The 16,541-nt window shown below is 63.9% G+C and carries 16 protein-coding genes, 2 rRNA genes and 1 pseudogene; 7 read left to right on the top strand and 12 right to left on the bottom strand.

The features are described 5' to 3' along the window. Together AOG28_RS17005 and rrf are read left to right on the top strand one after the other, a co-directional pair. Positions 1-224: ribosomal RNA gene (locus tag AOG28_RS17005) — 23S ribosomal RNA — on the top strand; the annotation flags it as partial. Between the two features lie 137 nt (positions 225-361). Further along, positions 362-477: ribosomal RNA gene (gene rrf, locus AOG28_RS17000) — 5S ribosomal RNA — on the top strand. A 934-nt stretch (positions 478-1,411) separates the two neighbouring features. Here the strand turns inward: rrf and AOG28_RS16995 are convergent. Continuing rightward, entirely contained in the window at positions 1,412-2,308 is an 897-nt protein-coding gene (locus AOG28_RS16995; protein ID WP_054557289.1) for a Tim44 domain-containing protein, read from the bottom strand. Positions 2,309-2,382: 74 nt separating this feature from the next. Here AOG28_RS16995 and AOG28_RS16990 point away from each other — a divergent pair, with 74 nt between their 5' ends. Then, on the top strand, positions 2,383-2,988 hold the full coding sequence (locus AOG28_RS16990; RefSeq protein ID WP_235507073.1) for an isochorismatase family protein: 606 nt from the start codon (positions 2,383-2,385) through the stop codon (positions 2,986-2,988). Between the two features lie 27 nt (positions 2,989-3,015). On the opposite strand, the gene yaaA is transcribed toward AOG28_RS16990, so the two are convergent. The 3 genes from yaaA to AOG28_RS16975 all read right to left on the bottom strand — a co-directional run bounded on the left by yaaA (position 3,016) and on the right by AOG28_RS16975 (position 5,476). Continuing rightward, positions 3,016-3,804: a peroxide stress protein YaaA gene (gene yaaA / locus AOG28_RS16985; protein ID WP_054557288.1), complete on the bottom strand. Its 789-nt coding sequence runs from the start codon at positions 3,802-3,804 to the stop codon at positions 3,016-3,018. Between the two features lie 107 nt (positions 3,805-3,911). Further along, positions 3,912-4,364 carry a DMT family transporter gene (locus AOG28_RS16980; RefSeq protein ID WP_043336565.1) on the bottom strand — a complete coding sequence of 151 codons (453 nt, stop codon included), beginning with the start codon at positions 4,362-4,364 and terminating at the stop codon, positions 3,912-3,914. Positions 4,365-4,444: 80 nt separating this feature from the next. Continuing rightward, a complete protein-coding gene (locus tag AOG28_RS16975) occupies positions 4,445-5,476 on the bottom strand; it encodes an NADP(H)-dependent aldo-keto reductase (protein WP_054557287.1) in 1,032 nt (343 codons plus the stop codon). 317 nt (positions 5,477-5,793) lie between these two features. On the opposite strand from AOG28_RS16975, the gene AOG28_RS16970 reads away from it, so the two are divergent. Beyond that, on the top strand, positions 5,794-6,279 hold the full coding sequence (locus AOG28_RS16970) for a tetratricopeptide repeat protein (protein WP_043336560.1): 486 nt from the start codon (positions 5,794-5,796) through the stop codon (positions 6,277-6,279). A 266-nt stretch (positions 6,280-6,545) separates the two neighbouring features. Next, positions 6,546-7,046: a 3'-5' exonuclease gene (locus tag AOG28_RS16965; RefSeq protein ID WP_043336558.1), complete on the top strand. Its 501-nt coding sequence runs from the start codon at positions 6,546-6,548 to the stop codon at positions 7,044-7,046. A gap of 208 nt (positions 7,047-7,254) precedes the next feature. Here AOG28_RS16965 and AOG28_RS16960 read toward each other — a convergent pair whose 3' ends face one another. Next, the gene (locus tag AOG28_RS16960; protein WP_043336555.1) at positions 7,255-8,223 is read right to left on the bottom strand and encodes an NAD(P)H-quinone oxidoreductase; all 969 of its coding nucleotides are present in this window, start codon (positions 8,221-8,223) and stop codon (positions 7,255-7,257) included. A 212-nt stretch (positions 8,224-8,435) separates the two neighbouring features. On the opposite strand from AOG28_RS16960, the gene AOG28_RS16955 reads away from it, so the two are divergent. Then, positions 8,436-10,217 (top strand): GNAT family N-acyltransferase, encoded by a 1,782-nt coding sequence (locus tag AOG28_RS16955; protein ID WP_054557286.1) that lies wholly within the window; start codon positions 8,436-8,438, stop codon positions 10,215-10,217. A gap of 133 nt (positions 10,218-10,350) precedes the next feature. On the opposite strand, the gene AOG28_RS16950 is transcribed toward AOG28_RS16955, so the two are convergent. Then, positions 10,351-10,893 carry a TIGR00730 family Rossman fold protein gene (locus AOG28_RS16950; protein ID WP_043336551.1) on the bottom strand — a complete coding sequence of 181 codons (543 nt, stop codon included), beginning with the start codon at positions 10,891-10,893 and terminating at the stop codon, positions 10,351-10,353. 349 nt (positions 10,894-11,242) lie between these two features. On the opposite strand from AOG28_RS16950, the gene AOG28_RS16945 reads away from it, so the two are divergent. Beyond that, on the top strand, positions 11,243-12,583 hold the full coding sequence (locus tag AOG28_RS16945; RefSeq protein WP_054557285.1) for a sodium-dependent transporter: 1,341 nt from the start codon (positions 11,243-11,245) through the stop codon (positions 12,581-12,583). Between the two features lie 97 nt (positions 12,584-12,680). Here AOG28_RS16945 and AOG28_RS16940 read toward each other — a convergent pair whose 3' ends face one another. The 6 genes and pseudogenes from AOG28_RS16940 to AOG28_RS16915 form a co-directional block, all read right to left on the bottom strand. After that, positions 12,681-13,208 (bottom strand): DUF501 domain-containing protein, encoded by a 528-nt coding sequence (locus AOG28_RS16940; protein WP_043336547.1) that lies wholly within the window; start codon positions 13,206-13,208, stop codon positions 12,681-12,683. Next, positions 13,186-13,515, bottom strand: coding sequence for a hypothetical protein (locus tag AOG28_RS16935; RefSeq protein ID WP_043336543.1), 330 nt, complete (start codon positions 13,513-13,515; stop codon positions 13,186-13,188). Before AOG28_RS16935 ends, AOG28_RS16940 begins: the two co-directional genes overlap by 23 nt. A gap of 78 nt (positions 13,516-13,593) precedes the next feature. Further along, positions 13,594-14,073, bottom strand: coding sequence for an aminoacyl-tRNA deacylase (locus AOG28_RS16930; protein ID WP_054557284.1), 480 nt, complete (start codon positions 14,071-14,073; stop codon positions 13,594-13,596). Positions 14,074-14,168: 95 nt separating this feature from the next. After that, a pseudogene (locus tag AOG28_RS16925) lies at positions 14,169-14,558 on the bottom strand (acyl-CoA thioesterase); the annotation flags it as partial. A 47-nt stretch (positions 14,559-14,605) separates the two neighbouring features. Next, the gene (locus AOG28_RS16920; protein WP_054557283.1) at positions 14,606-15,427 is read right to left on the bottom strand and encodes a hypothetical protein; all 822 of its coding nucleotides are present in this window, start codon (positions 15,425-15,427) and stop codon (positions 14,606-14,608) included. Then, positions 15,424-16,446, bottom strand: coding sequence for a zinc-binding dehydrogenase (locus AOG28_RS16915; RefSeq protein WP_200906828.1), 1,023 nt, complete (start codon positions 16,444-16,446; stop codon positions 15,424-15,426). The genes AOG28_RS16920 and AOG28_RS16915 overlap by 4 nt, the downstream gene beginning before the upstream one ends. Between the last annotated feature and the right edge of the window lie 95 nt (positions 16,447-16,541).

The raw sequence follows: 16,541 nt of genomic DNA, 5'->3' as shown, positions 1-16,541 counted from the left end.
CTCTGGTGTTCGGGTTGTCATGCCAATGGCATTGCCCGGTAGCTACGTTCGGACGGGATAACCGCTGAAAGCATCTAAGCGGGAAGCCCCCTTCAAGATGAGACTTCCCTGAGGCCTYGCGCCTCCTGAAGGGCCCTTGAAGACTACAAGGTTGATAGGCTGGGTGTGGAAGCACAGCAATGTGTTGAGCTAACCAGTACTAATTGCCCGTGAGGCTTGACCATATAACACCCAAGGGGTTTGCGCAGRCAAACCGCCGGGATTGCGACAGGATCGAGACATATCGGTCAGCATGATTCATATTGCGAGTCGCGAGGCCACAAGCCTCGRGACTCAGGCATCGCAAGATGCCACCGTTTCGCCTGACGACCATAGCGAGCGTGAACCACCCGATCCCATGCCGAACTCGGAAGTGAAACCGCTTAGCGCCGATGGTAGTGTGGAGTTTCTCCATGTGAGAGTAGGTCATCGTCAGGCACTTATCCCGAACCGCCCCTGTAGCCTTGCTGCAGGGGCGGTTCTCTTTGTGGTGAGAAATGTTGTGCTCAGGAAAGAATGCGGCTAGAACAGTTTCTCCCTGCAAGAGTCGCGGAGGGCCGCCCCACGACAGTCATGAAAAGCTCGTCAGGCACTTGTCCCGCACCGCCCCTGTAGCCTTGCTGCAGGGGCGGTTCTCTTTGTGCTCAAAAAATTGGTGCACAGAAAGTCCACGGATGGCCAGCTCATGGGAGGCCTGTACCAAGGGCGGTCATGAAAAGCTCGTCAGGCACTTGTCCCGAACCGCCCCTGTCGCCTTACTGCAGTGGCGGTGCTGTCTGTGGCAGTGCTGTCTGTGGCAGTGCATAGGGGGTGCAAGGCGCCCTGCTGAGGAAGGGAGGTGTGCAGGGATCCGCCTGTGGACAACCGGAATCTGGGAATGGCACCTGAATTATCCACAAGGGCTTGTCGAGCACGAGGAGTTTCCAGGAGTAGGCAAGCCTTGCGGACATCTTGAGTACAGCCGGCTGATGGTGGAGGCTGATCAGGCGTCGCGGGTTCTGCACCTCAGGGTTGCTCATGTTTTTTACGATCAGGCTGAACTAAAGCTCAATCGGCGACTCTGAGTATGTGAGTTTCGACGTTCCCTTGCTTAGAAACTTGTCTGTGCTATCCCATCAGCAGACTTTTTGCGATCTGGCGCTCCTGCCTTGCAGTCGAGCAGCCTATCCGCCGGTCACTTCCCCAGTGGCCGGTTTTTTTATGCCTGTCATTCCGGCGATGCCTTTGTGGTCTTCGGTGAACTGTTGCGAAGCCTCCGGTGACTTTTTGCAGCGAGACACAAAAAAGCGGCCGGATGAGTGATCATCCGGCCGCTTTGGCATCTGATGTGGCCCTCACGGAGTGAAGGTCACGTCAGTGAGCAAGGAACGGTTTAGCTGTTCTGCTCGATGCCCTGGATGTGCCAGTCGGCGCCATCACGCAGTTCACGGACCAGGTGCCAGGTCTCGTTGAACTCGTTCTGCTCGCCATTTTCATCCAGCACGCCGTGGAACAGGACCGTCGCTTCCGCCTGCTTGCCAATCTCCTGCACGCTGCCCAGTTCAGCAAACAGACGCACGATCTCGGTACGGTTGTTGGCCGGTTGCTGAGCGCGCTCTTCACGCAGCAGATTGTAGAGCTCTGGCGTGACGTACTCCTGAATGCGCGGCAGGTCGTTGTTGTCCCAGGCGCGCTGCAGCGTCATGAAGTGTTCCTTGGCGCCGCCGAGGAACTGCTCCTTGTCGAACCAGGCCGGTTCGCTGGTAGGGGCACCGCCCGTCAGGCCTGCCCCGATACCACCGGCCGGAGCCAGCGACTCGCCTTGCGGCTGATGCGCTTCACGCGCCTGCACATTGCGCGGCTGGTCATCGTGGCGTGTAGAGGAACCACCACTACCTGCCGGCCCGCCGCTCGCCATGGCGGCCTTCTTGCGCGCGCTGAGGAACTTGAAGGCGATGAAGGCGATCACCGCGATGATCAGGAAGTCTGTCATGCGCAGACCATCGAAGGCGCCGCCGAAGAACAGCGATGCCAGCAGGCCGCCTGCCAGCAGGCCTGCCAGAGGTCCGGCAAACTTGGACAGGCCGCTGGAGGGCTTGGACTTCGCTGCGGTGCTGCTGTTGGTGGCCTTGTTGCTGCCAAACAGTGAGCTGGAGGATTTTCCGCTGTCAGCGGATCGTGAGTAGCTACCGAAACTCTTGCCGCCGCCGAGGCGCTTGGCCTCTGCGTGTTCGACGCTCAGACCGAAGCCGAGCAAGCCGACCATCAGCATGATGAACAGATGGCGCATGTGGGATCTCCTTGGATGCGCTAGCGTGTAAGTGGAAGCTCCATTCTAGCCTTAGAATCGTCGTGGGAGGACCAATGGACGACGAAAAGTCTCAACACCTGATGGCGAGGCGATCATTGTTGTTGCTGATCGATTTCCAGGCTCGCCTGATGCCGGTTCTGAGTGGCGGAACCGAGGCCATCAACAGTGCCATCTGGCTGGGCGGAATCGCCCAGGCGCTGGAAATTCCCGTCTGGCTGACCGAGCACTGCCCCGACAAGTTGGGTGCAAGTGCTCCGATGACGCATCTACTGAGCGAGCGCACCCGCTGCTTTACCAAGCGCAGTTTCAGCGCGCTGGATGCGCAGGACTTTCGCAAGGCATTGGAACAGAGTGGCTGTGACCAGTTGGTGGTATGTGGTGCCGAGGCGCACGTCTGTGTGATGCAGACCGTGCTGTCCCTGTGTGGCGCAGGCTATCGAGTGGCGCTGGTCGCCGATGGGGTCGCCAGTCGCCGCCCGCGGGAGGCGGCGCTGGGAGTGGCCCGCTGCGAGGCCGCGGGCGCCAGTATCGTCAGTGCCGAGATGGTGGCGTATGAATGGCTTGGGTGTGCAGATCACGTCCTGTTCGGCGATATTCATCGCCGTTACCTCAAACCACGCGCCGCAGAACACCTGACTTTCCCGGGGCTGGGCGGATGAGGCGTGAAGTGACCCGCCGGTCACGTATCAGGCGCGTGCTGCGTCGGCCTCACTGCGCGTGAAGACCAGCGTATCGCCCTCAGAAGCGGCTTTGGAGAAGCGATAACCGGCCACGTCGAAGTCTTTGAGGTCCTCGGCTGTCTCGATATCGTGCTTGAGCATCCAGGCGCTCATCAGGCCGCGCGCACGCTTGGCGTAGAAGCTGATGATCTTGGACTGGCCATTCTTCTCGTCCTTGAACACCGGCGTCACGATGCGGTGGCGGAACGCCTTGGCATCGATGGCCTTGAAGTATTCATTGGAGGCCAGGTTGACCAGTATCGGCGTGCCGCTGTCTTCGACGGCCTGCTCCAGTGCCGGTGTCAGCGTCTTGCGCCAGTAGGCGTAGAGGTCCTTGCCGGCCGGGTTGCTCAGACGCGTGCCCATCTCGAGACGGTACGGCTGGATGAGATCCAGCGGGCGCAGCAGCCCATAGAGGCCGGAGAGAATGCGCAGCTTGTGTTGTGCGCGTTCAAAATCTTCCTCGCTGAACGAATCCGCCGCCATGCCCTGATAGACATCCCCCTGGAAGGCCAGCACCGCCTGTTTGGCGTTATCCGGCGTGAAGGGCGGCTGCCATTCCTGGAAGCGAGCGGCATTGAGGCCGGCCAGCTTGTCGGAGAGCTTCATCAGGCTTGCGATGTCCTGCGGCGACTGTTCGCGCAGGATGTCGATCAGCGGTTGAGCCTGCTCGAGAAAATCGGGTTGGCTATGACGGGAGGTCACGGGGGCGCTGTCGAAATCCAGCGATTTGGCGGGCGAAATCACACTCAGCATGTAGACCTCCTGGCAGGGAAAGGTCTCAGTATATCAGGCAGACAAGATGGCCCCGAGTCCGCCAGGACTATCGGGGCCATAGATTGCACTGCGTGACGCCAGAGGCATCAATAGCGGCGGATCAGGAAGACCCCCGCGAACAGCAGCAACACGCCTGCCACGCGCCCCAGCGAAAGATCATGCTGCGGGAAGGTCGCCCAGCCGAAGTGGTCCAGCACCACCGAGGCCGTCAGCTGCCCCGCCAGGAAGGTGGCCATCATGGTGGCTGCACCCAGCTTGGGCACCAGTATCACGCTGGCCGCGACGAAGAAGGCGCCCAGCAGACCGCCGGTCCAGCTCCACCAGGGGGCTGCCTTGAGGGCGCCGACGCCCGGCATGGGCAGGCGCATGGCCAGCACGATGACGACCAGCGCGATCGAGCCGACCACGAAGCTGACCATGGCAGCCATGAGCGAACTGTGGGTCTGCAGGGCCAGCGTGGAATTGACGCCAGCTTGAATCGGCATCATGGCACCGGCGGCGACAGCCATGAGGATCATGCTCAATTCAGCGGGATTCATGAGGGGTCCTTGGTCACGAGTAGGCCGGTCATGATGACCGGCCTGTCGGGGTTGTGTATCCGCTACGGGTCAGAGGCGATTCAGGGGCACGGGTTGGGTGCGGTGTTGTGGATCATCTCGATCTCGGCCAGTACTTCCTCGCTCAGCTCCACCTCGAGGCTTTTGATGTTGCTTTCCAGCTGGGTCATCGTCGTGGCACCGATGATGTTGCTGATCAGGAACGGGCGAGTGTTGACGAAGGCGAGGGCCATCTGGGCCGGGTTCAGGCCGTGACGACGCGCGATGTCCACGTAGCAGGCGATGACGTGCTGAGCCGGCTCGGCGTTGTAGCGCTGGAAGCGCTCGAACAGCGTCAGGCGAGCGCCTTCCGGACGGGCGCCGTCCAGATACTTGCCGGACAGGGTGCCGAAGGCCAGCGGCGAGTAGGCCAGCAGGCCGACATCTTCGCGGTGCGCGAACTCGGCCAGGCCCACTTCAAAGCTGCGATTGACCAGGTTGTACGGGTTCTGGACGCTGGCCACGCGCGGCAGGTTCAGGCGCTCGGCCAGATTCAGGCACTGCATCACGCCCCACGGCGTCTCGTTGGACAGGCCGACGGCGCGAATCTTGCCGGCGGTGACCAGCTCGCCGAGTGCCGACAGGCTTTCTTCCAGCGGCGTCATGTCTTCGTCTTCGGTCGGCTGGTAGCCCAGTTTGCCGAAGAAGTTGGTCTTGCGGTCCGGCCAATGCAGCTGATAGAGGTCGATGTAATCGGTGCCCAGGCGACGCAGGTTGTCGTCACAGGCGGCGATGATCTGCTCTCGCGTCAGGCGTGAACCACCGCGCAGGTAATCCATGCCCGGGCCGGTGACCTTGGTGGCGATCTTGACCTGATCACGATTGCCGCGTGCCGCCAGCCAGCTGCCGATGTATTCCTCGGTACGGCCCTGGGTCTCGCCATTCGGGGGCACCGGATACATCTCGGCGGTATCGATGAAGTCGATGCCAGCGTCGAGCGCGCGGTCCAGCTGCTGGTGGGCATCGGCTTCGCTGTTCTGCTCGCCGAAGGTCATGGTGCCAAGGCATAGCAGACTGACGTCGATGCCAGTACGGCCAAGAGCTCTACGTTGCATGCAGGATTCCCCTATCGGGTAGGTGTCAATGTAGCGGGCAGGACGAGTGCTTCCAGCACGCGCGTGGCGCGCGGTTCGCGCGCGTACTTTACCCCAAGGATGGCGCACATATTAGCAGCGTAACAAAAACCCACAAGGCGGGCTTGAGTCCCCCCGATTGCGCGAGTATGCTTGGCGCCCCGCTGTCAGGGGAGCAGTCTTTCTAGGCCGCCCGCAAGGGCAAACTGACAGTGTTGGCAAGGAGAATAGCGTCGCGGGCTCAGGATCGGGCCAGGACACGGCGTCACCCCTCTTATTCTGTATCAAGGTTACTCGTCATGCCGCAGGCCCCAACCCTGATGACTGGACTGAAATACCGCCTGGCGGAGCGTCTGTTCCACGCCTCCTGGCTGTCCGGCTCTCAGCAGAAGCATCGTCTGACCATGCGTCTGTTCAATCACTGCGCCAATGCCGGTCACACCGGTGCGTTGTCATTGTACGGGCACATGCTGTTCCAGCGCGGCAACTCCGCTCAGGAAAAGGCCAAGGGCGCGCGTTTCGTCATCAAGGCCGCGCAGGCCGGCGACGTGCATGCCCAGTATCAGGCGGCGCGTATCTATGAGTATGGCTGTGCCCAGTATCAGAGCGATCCGGCCAAGGCCGTGACCTGGTACGCACGTGCCGCCGAGTGCCGCCATGCTCTCGCGGCCCAGCGCCTGGCGCGTGCCTATCGTGAAGGCTCCCTCGGTCTGGCGGTCTGCCCGCACAAGGCCGAGCAGTGGGAAGCCCACGCCCGCACGGGTGGCGAGGCAGACCTGCACTGAGCTGATGTACTGACCGGATGTACCAGCTGATGTGCTGCCCTCGCTGCCAGTGACAACGCCCTCTTCGTGAGGGCGTTGTCGTCTCTGGCCCTCCCGCGCGCGTCTCTTGAACGTGATGCCAGCGTGATGGAGCAGATCGACCTGATGCCTGCGTTGACAGCGTCGCGCTCAGGACTCGCCAAGCAGGGGGCAATTCCCGTAACCTGAGGACATTCAACCTCTTCTCGCCCGGGCCCTGTCTGCCTGAGATACCTTGGGAGATTCGTGTGACGCTGCCTATTCTGCTCGATATTGAAGCCTCCGGCTTTGGCCGTGGTAGCTATCCGATCGAGATCGGGCTGGCGCGTGCCGACGGCAGCAGTTGCGCCTTCCTGATACAGCCTCTTGATGAGTGGGTGCATTGGGACCCGAAGGCGGAGCTGTTGCACGGCATCTCACGGGCGCGGCTGGCACGCGAAGGGCGGCCAGTGCGTGAGGTGGCGCAGTGGGTCAATGATGAGCTGGGTGAGGCGGGAATCGCCTATAGCGACAGCTGGGGCTACGACAATACCTGGCTCTCGCTGCTGTTCTATCATGCCGGCATGCTGCCGCGCTTTCGTCTCGAGGCGCTCAGACGGCTGCTCGATGAGGAGCAGCTGAATTGCTGGGCGGAGCTCAAGGAAGCGGTGATCGCCGAGGGTGGCATCCAGCGCCATCGCGCCGGAGACGACGCCCGTCTGCTGCAACTCACCTGGCAGAAAGCCCAGTCGATCGGGCGCAGCGAATAAGCCTCTGCCAGGTGCCTCGGGGTCTACGCCTGGCGGCATGAGCGACACTGCTGTCAGGCCGGGTGTTGTCAGGTCAGATGTTGTCAGGCGGAGCAGCGAGCACGAGATAGCGTCAATAAAGCCAAAAAAGCGGCAGCCCACTGGGCTGCCGCTTTTTCATGCTGTCGCTTTTTTCATGCTGCTGATGTCATCAGCGCCATGACGAGGCTCAGGCACCCGTCACCGCCAGCAACACCTTGCCGGTGCTGGCGTTGTCCTGCACATAGGCATGCGCGGCATCGGCTTCCTGGATCGGCCAGCTCTTGTCGATATGCGGGCGCAGCTCACCCCGCGCCAGGCGTGGCCACACATGCACGTAGAGCGCATCCAGCACCATGCCCTTGCCATCGGGGGAGCGCGAGCGCAGGGTCGAGCCGATCAGGCGCTGACGCTTCATCAGCATGCGACCCAGATCCAGCTCATCCATGCGCCCGCCCATCAGACCGATCAATACCATGCGGCCATCCTGTTTCAGCACCTGCTGATTGTCGGCCAGATAGCCGCCGCCCACCGGGTCGAGAATCATGTCGGCGCCGCCCCAGTCGTTCACGGCCTCGACGAAGCTGCCATCGTGGCGATTCCAGCCGGCATCCGCGCCGAGGCGCAGGCAGGTCTCCAGCTTTTCCTGGCTGCCGACGGTCACGAAGCACGGATGCCCGAACAGCCCGCACAGCTGGATGGCGGTGGTACCGATGCCGCTGGCACCGGCGTGCAGCAGCACGCGCTCCTTGTGCTTGAGATTGCCCTCGATGAACAGGTTCAGCCAGGCGGTGGCGAACATCTCCGGCAGCGCGGCGGCGTCTCGCAGGCTATAGCCCTCCGGCACCGGCAACACCTGCAGGGCGTTGACGACCACTTCCTCGGCATAGCCGCCACCGGACAGCAGCGCACAGACCGGATCACCGACCTTGAAGCGCTCGACGTGGCGGCCGACCTCACGAATGGTGCCACTGACCTCCAGCCCCAGAATCTGACTGGCACCTTCGGGGGGCGGATATTGGCCGGCGCGCTGCATCAGGTCGGCGCGGTTGACGCCGGCCCAGGCCACCTCGATACGCACCTCATCCGAGGCGATCCCGTGCGGGGCCTCGGTTTCCTGCCAGACCAGTGATTCATTCTCGACGGCTATCGCAAACATTCGCTCTCTCCTTGGCGTGGCAGTCGCGCTGCCTGTTCGTACGCGGATGATCTCTGTGCCGGGGCGCATCGGCCGCGGATCACGTGGGCGACTGTCATCTCACTGTACGGGGACTGTGACGCATCTGTCATGAAGTGGCGCGAACCTGACGTGATATCAAGCCCCATGATCCAGACATCGCGTTCCGCACTCCGTGCGGCCAAGGAGAGAGCATGATCGATACTGCCCGCGTCATCGCTGCCAAGTATCCTGCCTTTGCCAAACGTCACCCGCTGATCCGGCGGCCAGCTCTGGCCATGCTACGGCGCCTGGTGCACGAGGGCGAGATCAATGCCTTCCTCGGCGAGAACTCGGACCAGCGCGGCTTCGACTTCATTGACCGCGTGCTCGATCACTTCTCCTTCGGCTACTCGGTGTCCTCGCGGGAGCGCGAGAACATTCCGGCCTACGGGCGTGTCGTCATCGTCGCCAACCATCCGCTGGGATCACTGGACGGCCTCGCACTGCTCAAGCTGGTCGGCGAAGTGCGCCGCGACGTCAAGATCGTCGCCAACGACATCCTGATGAAGGTCGAGCCGCTGGCACCCTTGCTGCTGCCGCTGGACAATCTCAGTCGCCGTGGCTATCGCAAGAGCAGTGGTCAGATCTGCGATGCGCTGATGAATGAAGAGGCCGTGATCATCTTCCCTGCCGGCGAGGTCTCGCGTGCAGGCCCGACCGGGCCACGTGACGGCAAGTGGCTGTCGGGCTTCCTGCATTTCGCGCGCAAGACCAACGCGCCGGTGCTGCCTATCCACGTCAGCGGGCGCAACTCGACGCTCTTCTATGCGCTGTCGTCGATCAACCGCAGCTTCGGTACGCCCCTGCTGGCCCACGAGATGTTTCGCCAGCGCGAGCGTCAGCTCAAGCTGCGCATCGGCGAGCTGATTCCGCTGGAGCGCCTCGACAGTGATGCCCTCAATACCAACGCCAAGACGCGCCTGCTGCGCAAGCACCTGTATCGCATCGGGCGCGGCAAGCGTGGCCTGTTCGTGACCGAGAAGGCCATCGGCCATCCGGAGGAACGCCAGGCGCTGCGTGAGGAATTGACGCCCTGTGAATTGCTGGGCGAGACCCGCGACGGCAAGAAGATCTATCTGTTCGATGCCTTCCCCGGCTCCAGCGTGATGCGCGAGATCGGGCGACTGCGTGAGATCAGTTTCCGGCGGGTCGGCGAGGGCACCGGTGAGCGGCGCGACATCGATCGCTATGACGCCCACTACCGTCATCTGGTGCTGTGGGATGACGCCGATCTCGAGATCGCCGGTGCCTATCGCATCGGTGAGGTGCGCAAGATCATGGCGGCACATGGCGAGAAGGGGCTCTACAGTCCGACCCTGTTCCGCTTCACGCCCGAGATGTTCGAGCGCATGCAGGACGGTCTGGAGCTGGGGCGCAGCTTCGTGCAGCCGCGTTACTGGGGGCGGCGCAGCCTCGATTACCTGTGGCAGGGGCTGGGCGCCTATCTGCGCTGTCATCCCGAGATTCGCTGGCTGTTCGGCCCGGTCACGCTCTCCAACAGCTATCCGGAGGCTGCCAGGGCACTGATCGTCAGCTACTACCGTCACTATTACGGGGATGATGAGGGGCTGGCACGTGCGCGGGCACCGGTCGCCCAGAGCGTGCCGGGCAGCGCCGCCCATGAAGCGGAGCGGCTGTTCGATGGTCAGGACGCCGATGGCGATTTCCGCCGCCTGCGTGCCCAGCTGGATGCGATGGGTGTGACGGTGCCGACGCTCTACAAACAGTACGCCGAGGTCACCGAGCCCGGTGGCACCCGTTTCCTCGATTTCAGTGTCGACGCCGATTTCGGTTACTGCATCGACGGCCTGGTGATGGTCGATGTCGAGCAGGTTACCGCCAGCAAGCGGGCGCGCTATATCGGCAAACCCGTTCAGCAGCAGGCCGCCTCGGACGACGCCGTTGAGGCTGTTGGTGAGACGGCGCTGAACTGAGGTGGCGCCCTGCTGAGATAGCGCGTTGAGCTGAGACGGCCGCTCGCAGAGTCACTCCCCATGGCGCTGGCATATGCGCTTGATGGGGAGTGACGCGACAGGCAGTCAGGTCTCAGGCCTTACGTCTCAAGCCTTACGTCTCGGGCGCCAGTCGCTTCAGCAGGGGCGCGATCTCGCGCTCGCTGATCAGGCGCGCGCGAGTGTCTGCATCGAGGAAGCCCGCCTCGACGGTGCGGTCCAGAAACTCGAGCAGGGGCGCGAAGAAGCCATCACTGTCGAGGACGGCGATCGGCTTGGCGTGAAAGCGCAGGTACTGCCAGGTCCAGGTCTCGAACAATTCCTCCAGGGTGCCAATCCCGCCGGGCAGGGTCACGAAGGCATCCGCCAGTGCGGCCATCTGCGCCTTGCGCTCATGCATGTCCGCCACCTCGATCAAGCGCGTCAGACCGGTATGTGCCTTCTCGTTGCGTACCAGTGCCTGGGGGATCACGCCGATCACCTCACCGCCCGCTGCCAGCGCGGCATCTGCCAAGGCCCCCATCAGCCCGGCGCGCGCGCCTCCGTAGACCAGTCCCCAGCCGCGCTCGGCGATGGCCGTGCCCAGGGCTTCGGCCAGTTGGCGGTGCTGTGGGGAGACGCCCTCGCGGGAGCCCAGATAGACACAGATGCGATGCATGTTGCTCTCCTGAATGTTTCTCGGCGGCGCTCACTGCTGGCTGCCGTGCCTTGATGTCATGTCCTTCCTATCCTACGCGAGTTGTGCGGCGACGCTATGACGCCGGTGAGGAACTCGGCATTGCCCCGTGGCCAACGCGGGTACGTGCTGACTTTCGGCGTTGTCGCCTGCATTCGCGGGCCTGCTCTGCTACCCTTGCCGCCCCCGCAGGCGACGGCTGGCGGGCGCTGGCGCCCCGTGAGCTTGCACCGGGATGCACCCCAACTCATCGCGACGCCGCCTTCGGCGAGCGTGGACTCATCGCGACGTCGTCTTCGACGGACGCGGAACAACAAGGCAGGAGAGGCAGATGGCGCAGGTGCGCGGACGCTTTGCCAGTCGGCTGGGCTTCTTGATGGCCGCCGCTGGTTCGGCAGTAGGACTTGGCAACGTGTGGGGCTTCCCGTCCCAGACGGCCAACAACGGAGGCGGGGCCTTCGTGGTGATGTATCTGGTGCTGGCCTTCCTGCTGGCATGGCCGGCCTTGATGGCCGAGCTGGTCATCGGCCGCCATGGTCAGGCCAACATCGTCACCAGCATGAGTCTCGGTCGAGGCATCACCAAGCGTTTCGGCGCGCTGGCGGGCTGGGCGGGCATGCTGACCGCCAGCCTGATTCTGGCCTTCTACGCCATCGTCGCGGGCTGGCTGCTGGGCTATACCGCCGCGCCGGTCAGCGAGGCGCTGGGCATGAGTTCCGCCTCCAGCTGGCTGACCACCTTCGACTTCACGCGCAATGTCTCGCTGACGGCGGTCTTCCTCGCCTTGACGATGGCGATCGTGGTCGGCGGTGTGCGCGGCGGGATCGAGAAGTGGTCCACGCGTCTGATGCCGCTGTTGCTGATGCTGCTGGTCGGGCTGATCGGCTACGTGCTGACCCTGCCGGGTGCCGATGAAGGCCTGAGTGTCTACCTGACGCCGCAGTGGGACCGCATCTTCGATGCCGACCTGATGCTGAGCGCGATGGGCCAGGCGTTCTTCTCGCTGTCTCTCGGCGTGGGCGCGATGCTGATCTACGGCTCCTATCTGGGGCCGGAGCAGAACCTGCCGCGTCTGGGCGTGCTGGTGACGCTGATCGATGTCGGCATCGCCTTCCTCGCCGGCCTGCTGGTGATTCCGGCCATGTACGCCGCGCGTCATCTGGGCGTCGAGATCTTCGATGCCGATGGCCTGCTCAAGAGCTCGGACACCCTGCTGTTCGACACGCTGCCGGCGCTGTTCGGCCAGATGGGCGGCGCAGGTGACATCCTGATGGTGGCGTTCTTCGCGCTGATGAGCGTGGCGGGCATCACCTCTTCCATCTCGATGCTGGAAGTGCCGGTGTCCTTCGTGGTCGAGCGTGGCTGGCTGGGTCGGCGTGCCGCCACCCTGGCCGTCGGTGCCGCCATCATGGCCATCAGCCTGACCATCGCCGCCAACTTCGGGGCACTGTTCGGCCTGGTGATCATGTTGACCACCCAGTACAGCCAGCCGCTGGTCGCGCTGGTGATGTGCCTGCTGGTTGGCTGGGCGATGTCGCGTCATGCGCTGCTCAAGGAGATCCAGAGCGGGGCGCCGGACATCGAGTCCAGCCTGTTCTGGAAGATCTGGCCGTGGTACGTGCGCCTGATCTGCCCGTTGTGCATCGCGCTGGTCTTCGCGCACTCGCTGTAGGCCTGACACTCGTCACGACGCAAGAAGCCCGCCAATTGGCGGGCTTCTTCGTTTTCTGCATTCAAGCCGACGGCATCGGCTCGATCGTCGCCAGAGCTCAGGGCAGCTCGGACAGCACGTCGTAATGGGCATCGACCCAGTGACCGATGGCGTTGCCCTCGGCGTAGGCGAGATGCTGGGCGTACTGGGTGTGCAGGCAGCGCACCTGATTCCAGTCACGGATGCCGCCGACGCCACGTTCACGCATCAGGTCGGCGAAGCCCTGGGACTCGATGGCGCTGCGCTCGGCTTCGCTCATGAAGCTCCAGCGTTCGGCGACATAGGCCTCATGGCTGGCACGATAGCGCGCCAGCAGTTCCTCGTCGGTCTTGAGGCGTTCTTCCAGCCCCTTGATGACGCCTTCGGCCTCGATGCGTGACAGCGAGATCTTGAGGCGTTCATCGCACAGCCAGTAGAGGGTCGGGAAGGGCTTGCCGTCCACCAGCGAATGCATGCGCAGTACCAGCGGAGTGCCCTCGCCATCGGTGGCGGCCACGGCCTGGATGCCGCGCGGCTTGCGTCCGAGCTGGCGCTCGATGATCTCGAGCTCCCGCGCGTCGGGACTATGATTGGTCAGGATCACCATGCTTGCGGTCAGGCTCCAGCACACACTTGTTGGACCGGGATACGGCCCGGAAGAAAGCCTGGTTGAGCTGCTGGGGGCTCGGCACATAGCCATGCCACTCGCGCTCGCAGTAGTCACTGCCGCGCGCCATTAGCTCCGGGGCCAGACGATTGAACCAGCCATCATAATCGTAGGGGTCAAGGCCCGGCAAGCTGATGTGCGGGTAGTCGGCGAAGCGCTCACTGAACCAGTGCTCCAGCGCCGCCTCGACCTGCGCATGCAGCTCGGTCATGTCCGGGTAGATCCACTTGCTGTAGCGAATGCCCATCGGGCCTCCTCGCTGACGCGGTGCTATGGCGGGTGCTCGTCATGGAGAGTCCATCATGCAGGGCCTGGCCCGTGGCCATCAGTCGTCACGGGCCAGCGGGGCGAACTGACCATTGCCCAGCTCACACAGTAACGCGGGGGCGAGCGCTATCTCCAGTCCACGACGGCCGCCGCTGATGAAGATTTCCGCCTGTGTCGCGGCGCTGTCATCGACCCACAGTGGCAGGCGCTTCTTCTGCCCCAGCGGACTGATGCCGCCGACCACATAGCCGGTGGCACGTTCGGCGGCCTCATGCGCGGCCAGTGCCGCCTTGCGTGCCCCGCAGGCGCGTGCCAATGCCTTGAGGTCGAGCGTACCGCTGACCGGCACCACGGCGACCACCAGCGGCTGACGTGCATTGCCGCCTTCCAGCTGGCAGACGAGGGTCTTGAAGACCTGGGCGGGATCAAGCCCCAGCGTGCGGGCGGCTTCTTCCCCGTAGGCGGGAGCGCGCGGGTCGTGGGCATATTCGAGTGTGCGGTGCGGCTTGCCCTTGAGCAGCTTGAGCGCGGGTGTCATGCCGGCACGCTCCCTTCGGAGGTTGCGCTGTGCGTCCCGAGTGCCCGGGCGGCCTCGCGCAGGGCCGGGACTTCCAGTTCCGCGCTGTCGGTGTGTTCGTGCACATGGCTGACCAGGGTCGCGCGCAGCTCGCCCTCGATGGGCAGCGACTGCTTGGCATGATGTTCGAACTGCACCAGCACGCAGTGGCCGCGTGCGCCGCAGACGTCGCTTTGCCACGCTTCCTGGGTCACGGTGAAGGAGCTGCCGCCGAGACGCGACAGCCAGGTGCGAATCTCCACCGGCTGGCCGTATTGCAGCTCGGCGAGGAAGTCGACCTCGATGCGCGCCATGATCAGCGGCCACTTGCGCGGGTCGAGGTCCGGCACGAAGACACGGAACAGGTCATTGCGCGCCCACTCGAACCAGGCCGGCAGGCGCGTGTTGTTGACGTGCCCGAGGGCATCGGTGTCGTAGAAGGCCGGTTCCAGCGTCTTGAAGTACATGTCATCGCTCCTGGGCATCCATGCGGCATTTCAGCCTATCAGGAAGCTCAGGCGCTGGCTGTACGTCGTGAGGCTAGTCGACGTTGCAACGGCGTGAACACGCCCAGCCACGCCGTCGCCACGATGAAACCGAGCAGGGTGCCCAGGCCGACCCCCATGCCGGGGTAGCTGAGCGAGACCACCAACGCATAGCACAATAGCGAGCCAAGGCCGGCCGGGTAGTGCTTGATGACGGTCGCGACGGCCACTGGCCCCTGGGTGAGATGCAGAATCACCAGCAGCGGGTACATGGTGACCGGGAAGGCCGCCACCAGACCTGCCCACGAGGGCGGCAGCAGATGGGCCAGTGCGGTGATGCCGAACACGATGCCGGCGGCCAGTCCGGCGCGCGCCAGCAGCGAGATCCAGGAGAAGGGCGACTTGCGCGCCGTGCTCTCCGGTACGCCGCGATAGAGGCGCATGCACAGCACGATGGCGATCAGCGTCACGATCACGCCGCTGACGCGCGTGAACTCGAACTGCGCCAGCACCAGACTGGCGAGCAGCCAACCCAGCAGGCCGCCCAGGGTGCCATTGATGACGCCGCGCAGTCCTTGTGCACGCCCACATAGCCAGTAGCCGACCCCCAGCGCCAGCGTCGAGGAGAAGCCGGCCAGAGTGTAGACGGCGCTCTGGCCGGCGAACTCGGGGGAGATCTCCACACCGATGAAGCCCAGCGTGATGGCCGTGCCGAGCGGGTAGCCGGACAGCAGTCCGGCCATGCGCGTCGAGAGGCGCTCCGCGATCAATGACAGCCCGATCACCACCGCCACCGAGATCAGCAGCTTGAGCAGTTGCAGGCCCAGCTCACCCTGAAGCGCTGCGCTCATTGGGCGGCGTCCCAGAACTGACGACGCACCAGCGAGATCTTGCCCACCGCCTTGCCGGAGGCCTGATGACGATGGGCCTCGGCGACCTCGCTGAAGTCGAACTGACGCTCATCGAGGCGCACCTTGAATTCGCCTTCCTCGACCAGCTCCACCAGCTTGCCCAGTGCCTGGCGCTGCTGCTCATGCCCGATGCCAGCGGTCAGCGGCAGCAGGATCGACAGCACTTCCAGACTGCGGCTGCCGGCGTGCAGCGGCGAGAGATCCACCGTGGTGCGCGCATTGATGGTCACGATGCGTCCGCCCAGCTTGCTGGCGGCGAAGCTGGCGGCCAGGTTGTCGCCGCCGACGCAGTCGAAGACCAGATCGAAGCCCTCGCCACCCGTCAGCCGGGCCACGTAATCGGCCACGGCTTCCTCGCGGTAGCGAATGACGTGGTCCGCGCCACAGTCGCGTGCCGCCCGGGCCTTGTCATCGCTGGACACCGTGGTGGCGACTTCCGCGCCGATGCAACGGGCGATCTGCAATGCCACATGGCCGACGCCACCGGCGCCGCCGTGGATCAGCACGCGTTGTCCCGCTCCCAGCTGGCCACGCTCCACCAGTGCCTGCCAGGCGGTGATGAACACTGCCGGCAACGCGGCGGCTTCCATGAAGCTCAGGCGGCGCGGCTTGCGGGTGATCAGGCGCTCATCGGCGAGCATGTAATCCGCCAGCGCCCCCGGATGAGCGGCGACACCGCCGGCGAAGCCGAGCACCTCGTCGCCGGGCGAGAAGGCCAGCACGTCATCGCCGACGGCATCGATCACACCGGCCACGTCGCCGTGCAGTACGCAGGGCGCTGGCGGCAAAAGAGGCACCTGGCCGCTGGCCAGCTTGAGATCCAGTGGATTGACGCTGGAGGCAGCGACGCGAATGCGCACCTGGCCGGGGCCGGGAGTGGGCAGCGGGCATTCGGTCGCCACGAAGTCGGCATCCGGGCCGGGATTGCGCAGCACCATGGCATGCATGGAAGCGAGCATGAGACGTCCTCGTTGATACGGGTTCCGGCCAGTGTGGCCAGTGAGCGCCACACCCTACCCATTGCGCTGCGTTGCGGCAATCCGACTTGGGTGGT

Source organism: Cobetia sp. UCD-24C (genome assembly GCF_001306765.1).
Classification (GTDB): Bacteria; Pseudomonadota; Gammaproteobacteria; order Pseudomonadales; family Halomonadaceae; genus Cobetia; species Cobetia amphilecti.
Note: the sequence above shows the minus strand (reverse complement) of the source record. Positions and strands in the feature narration are given on the sequence as shown.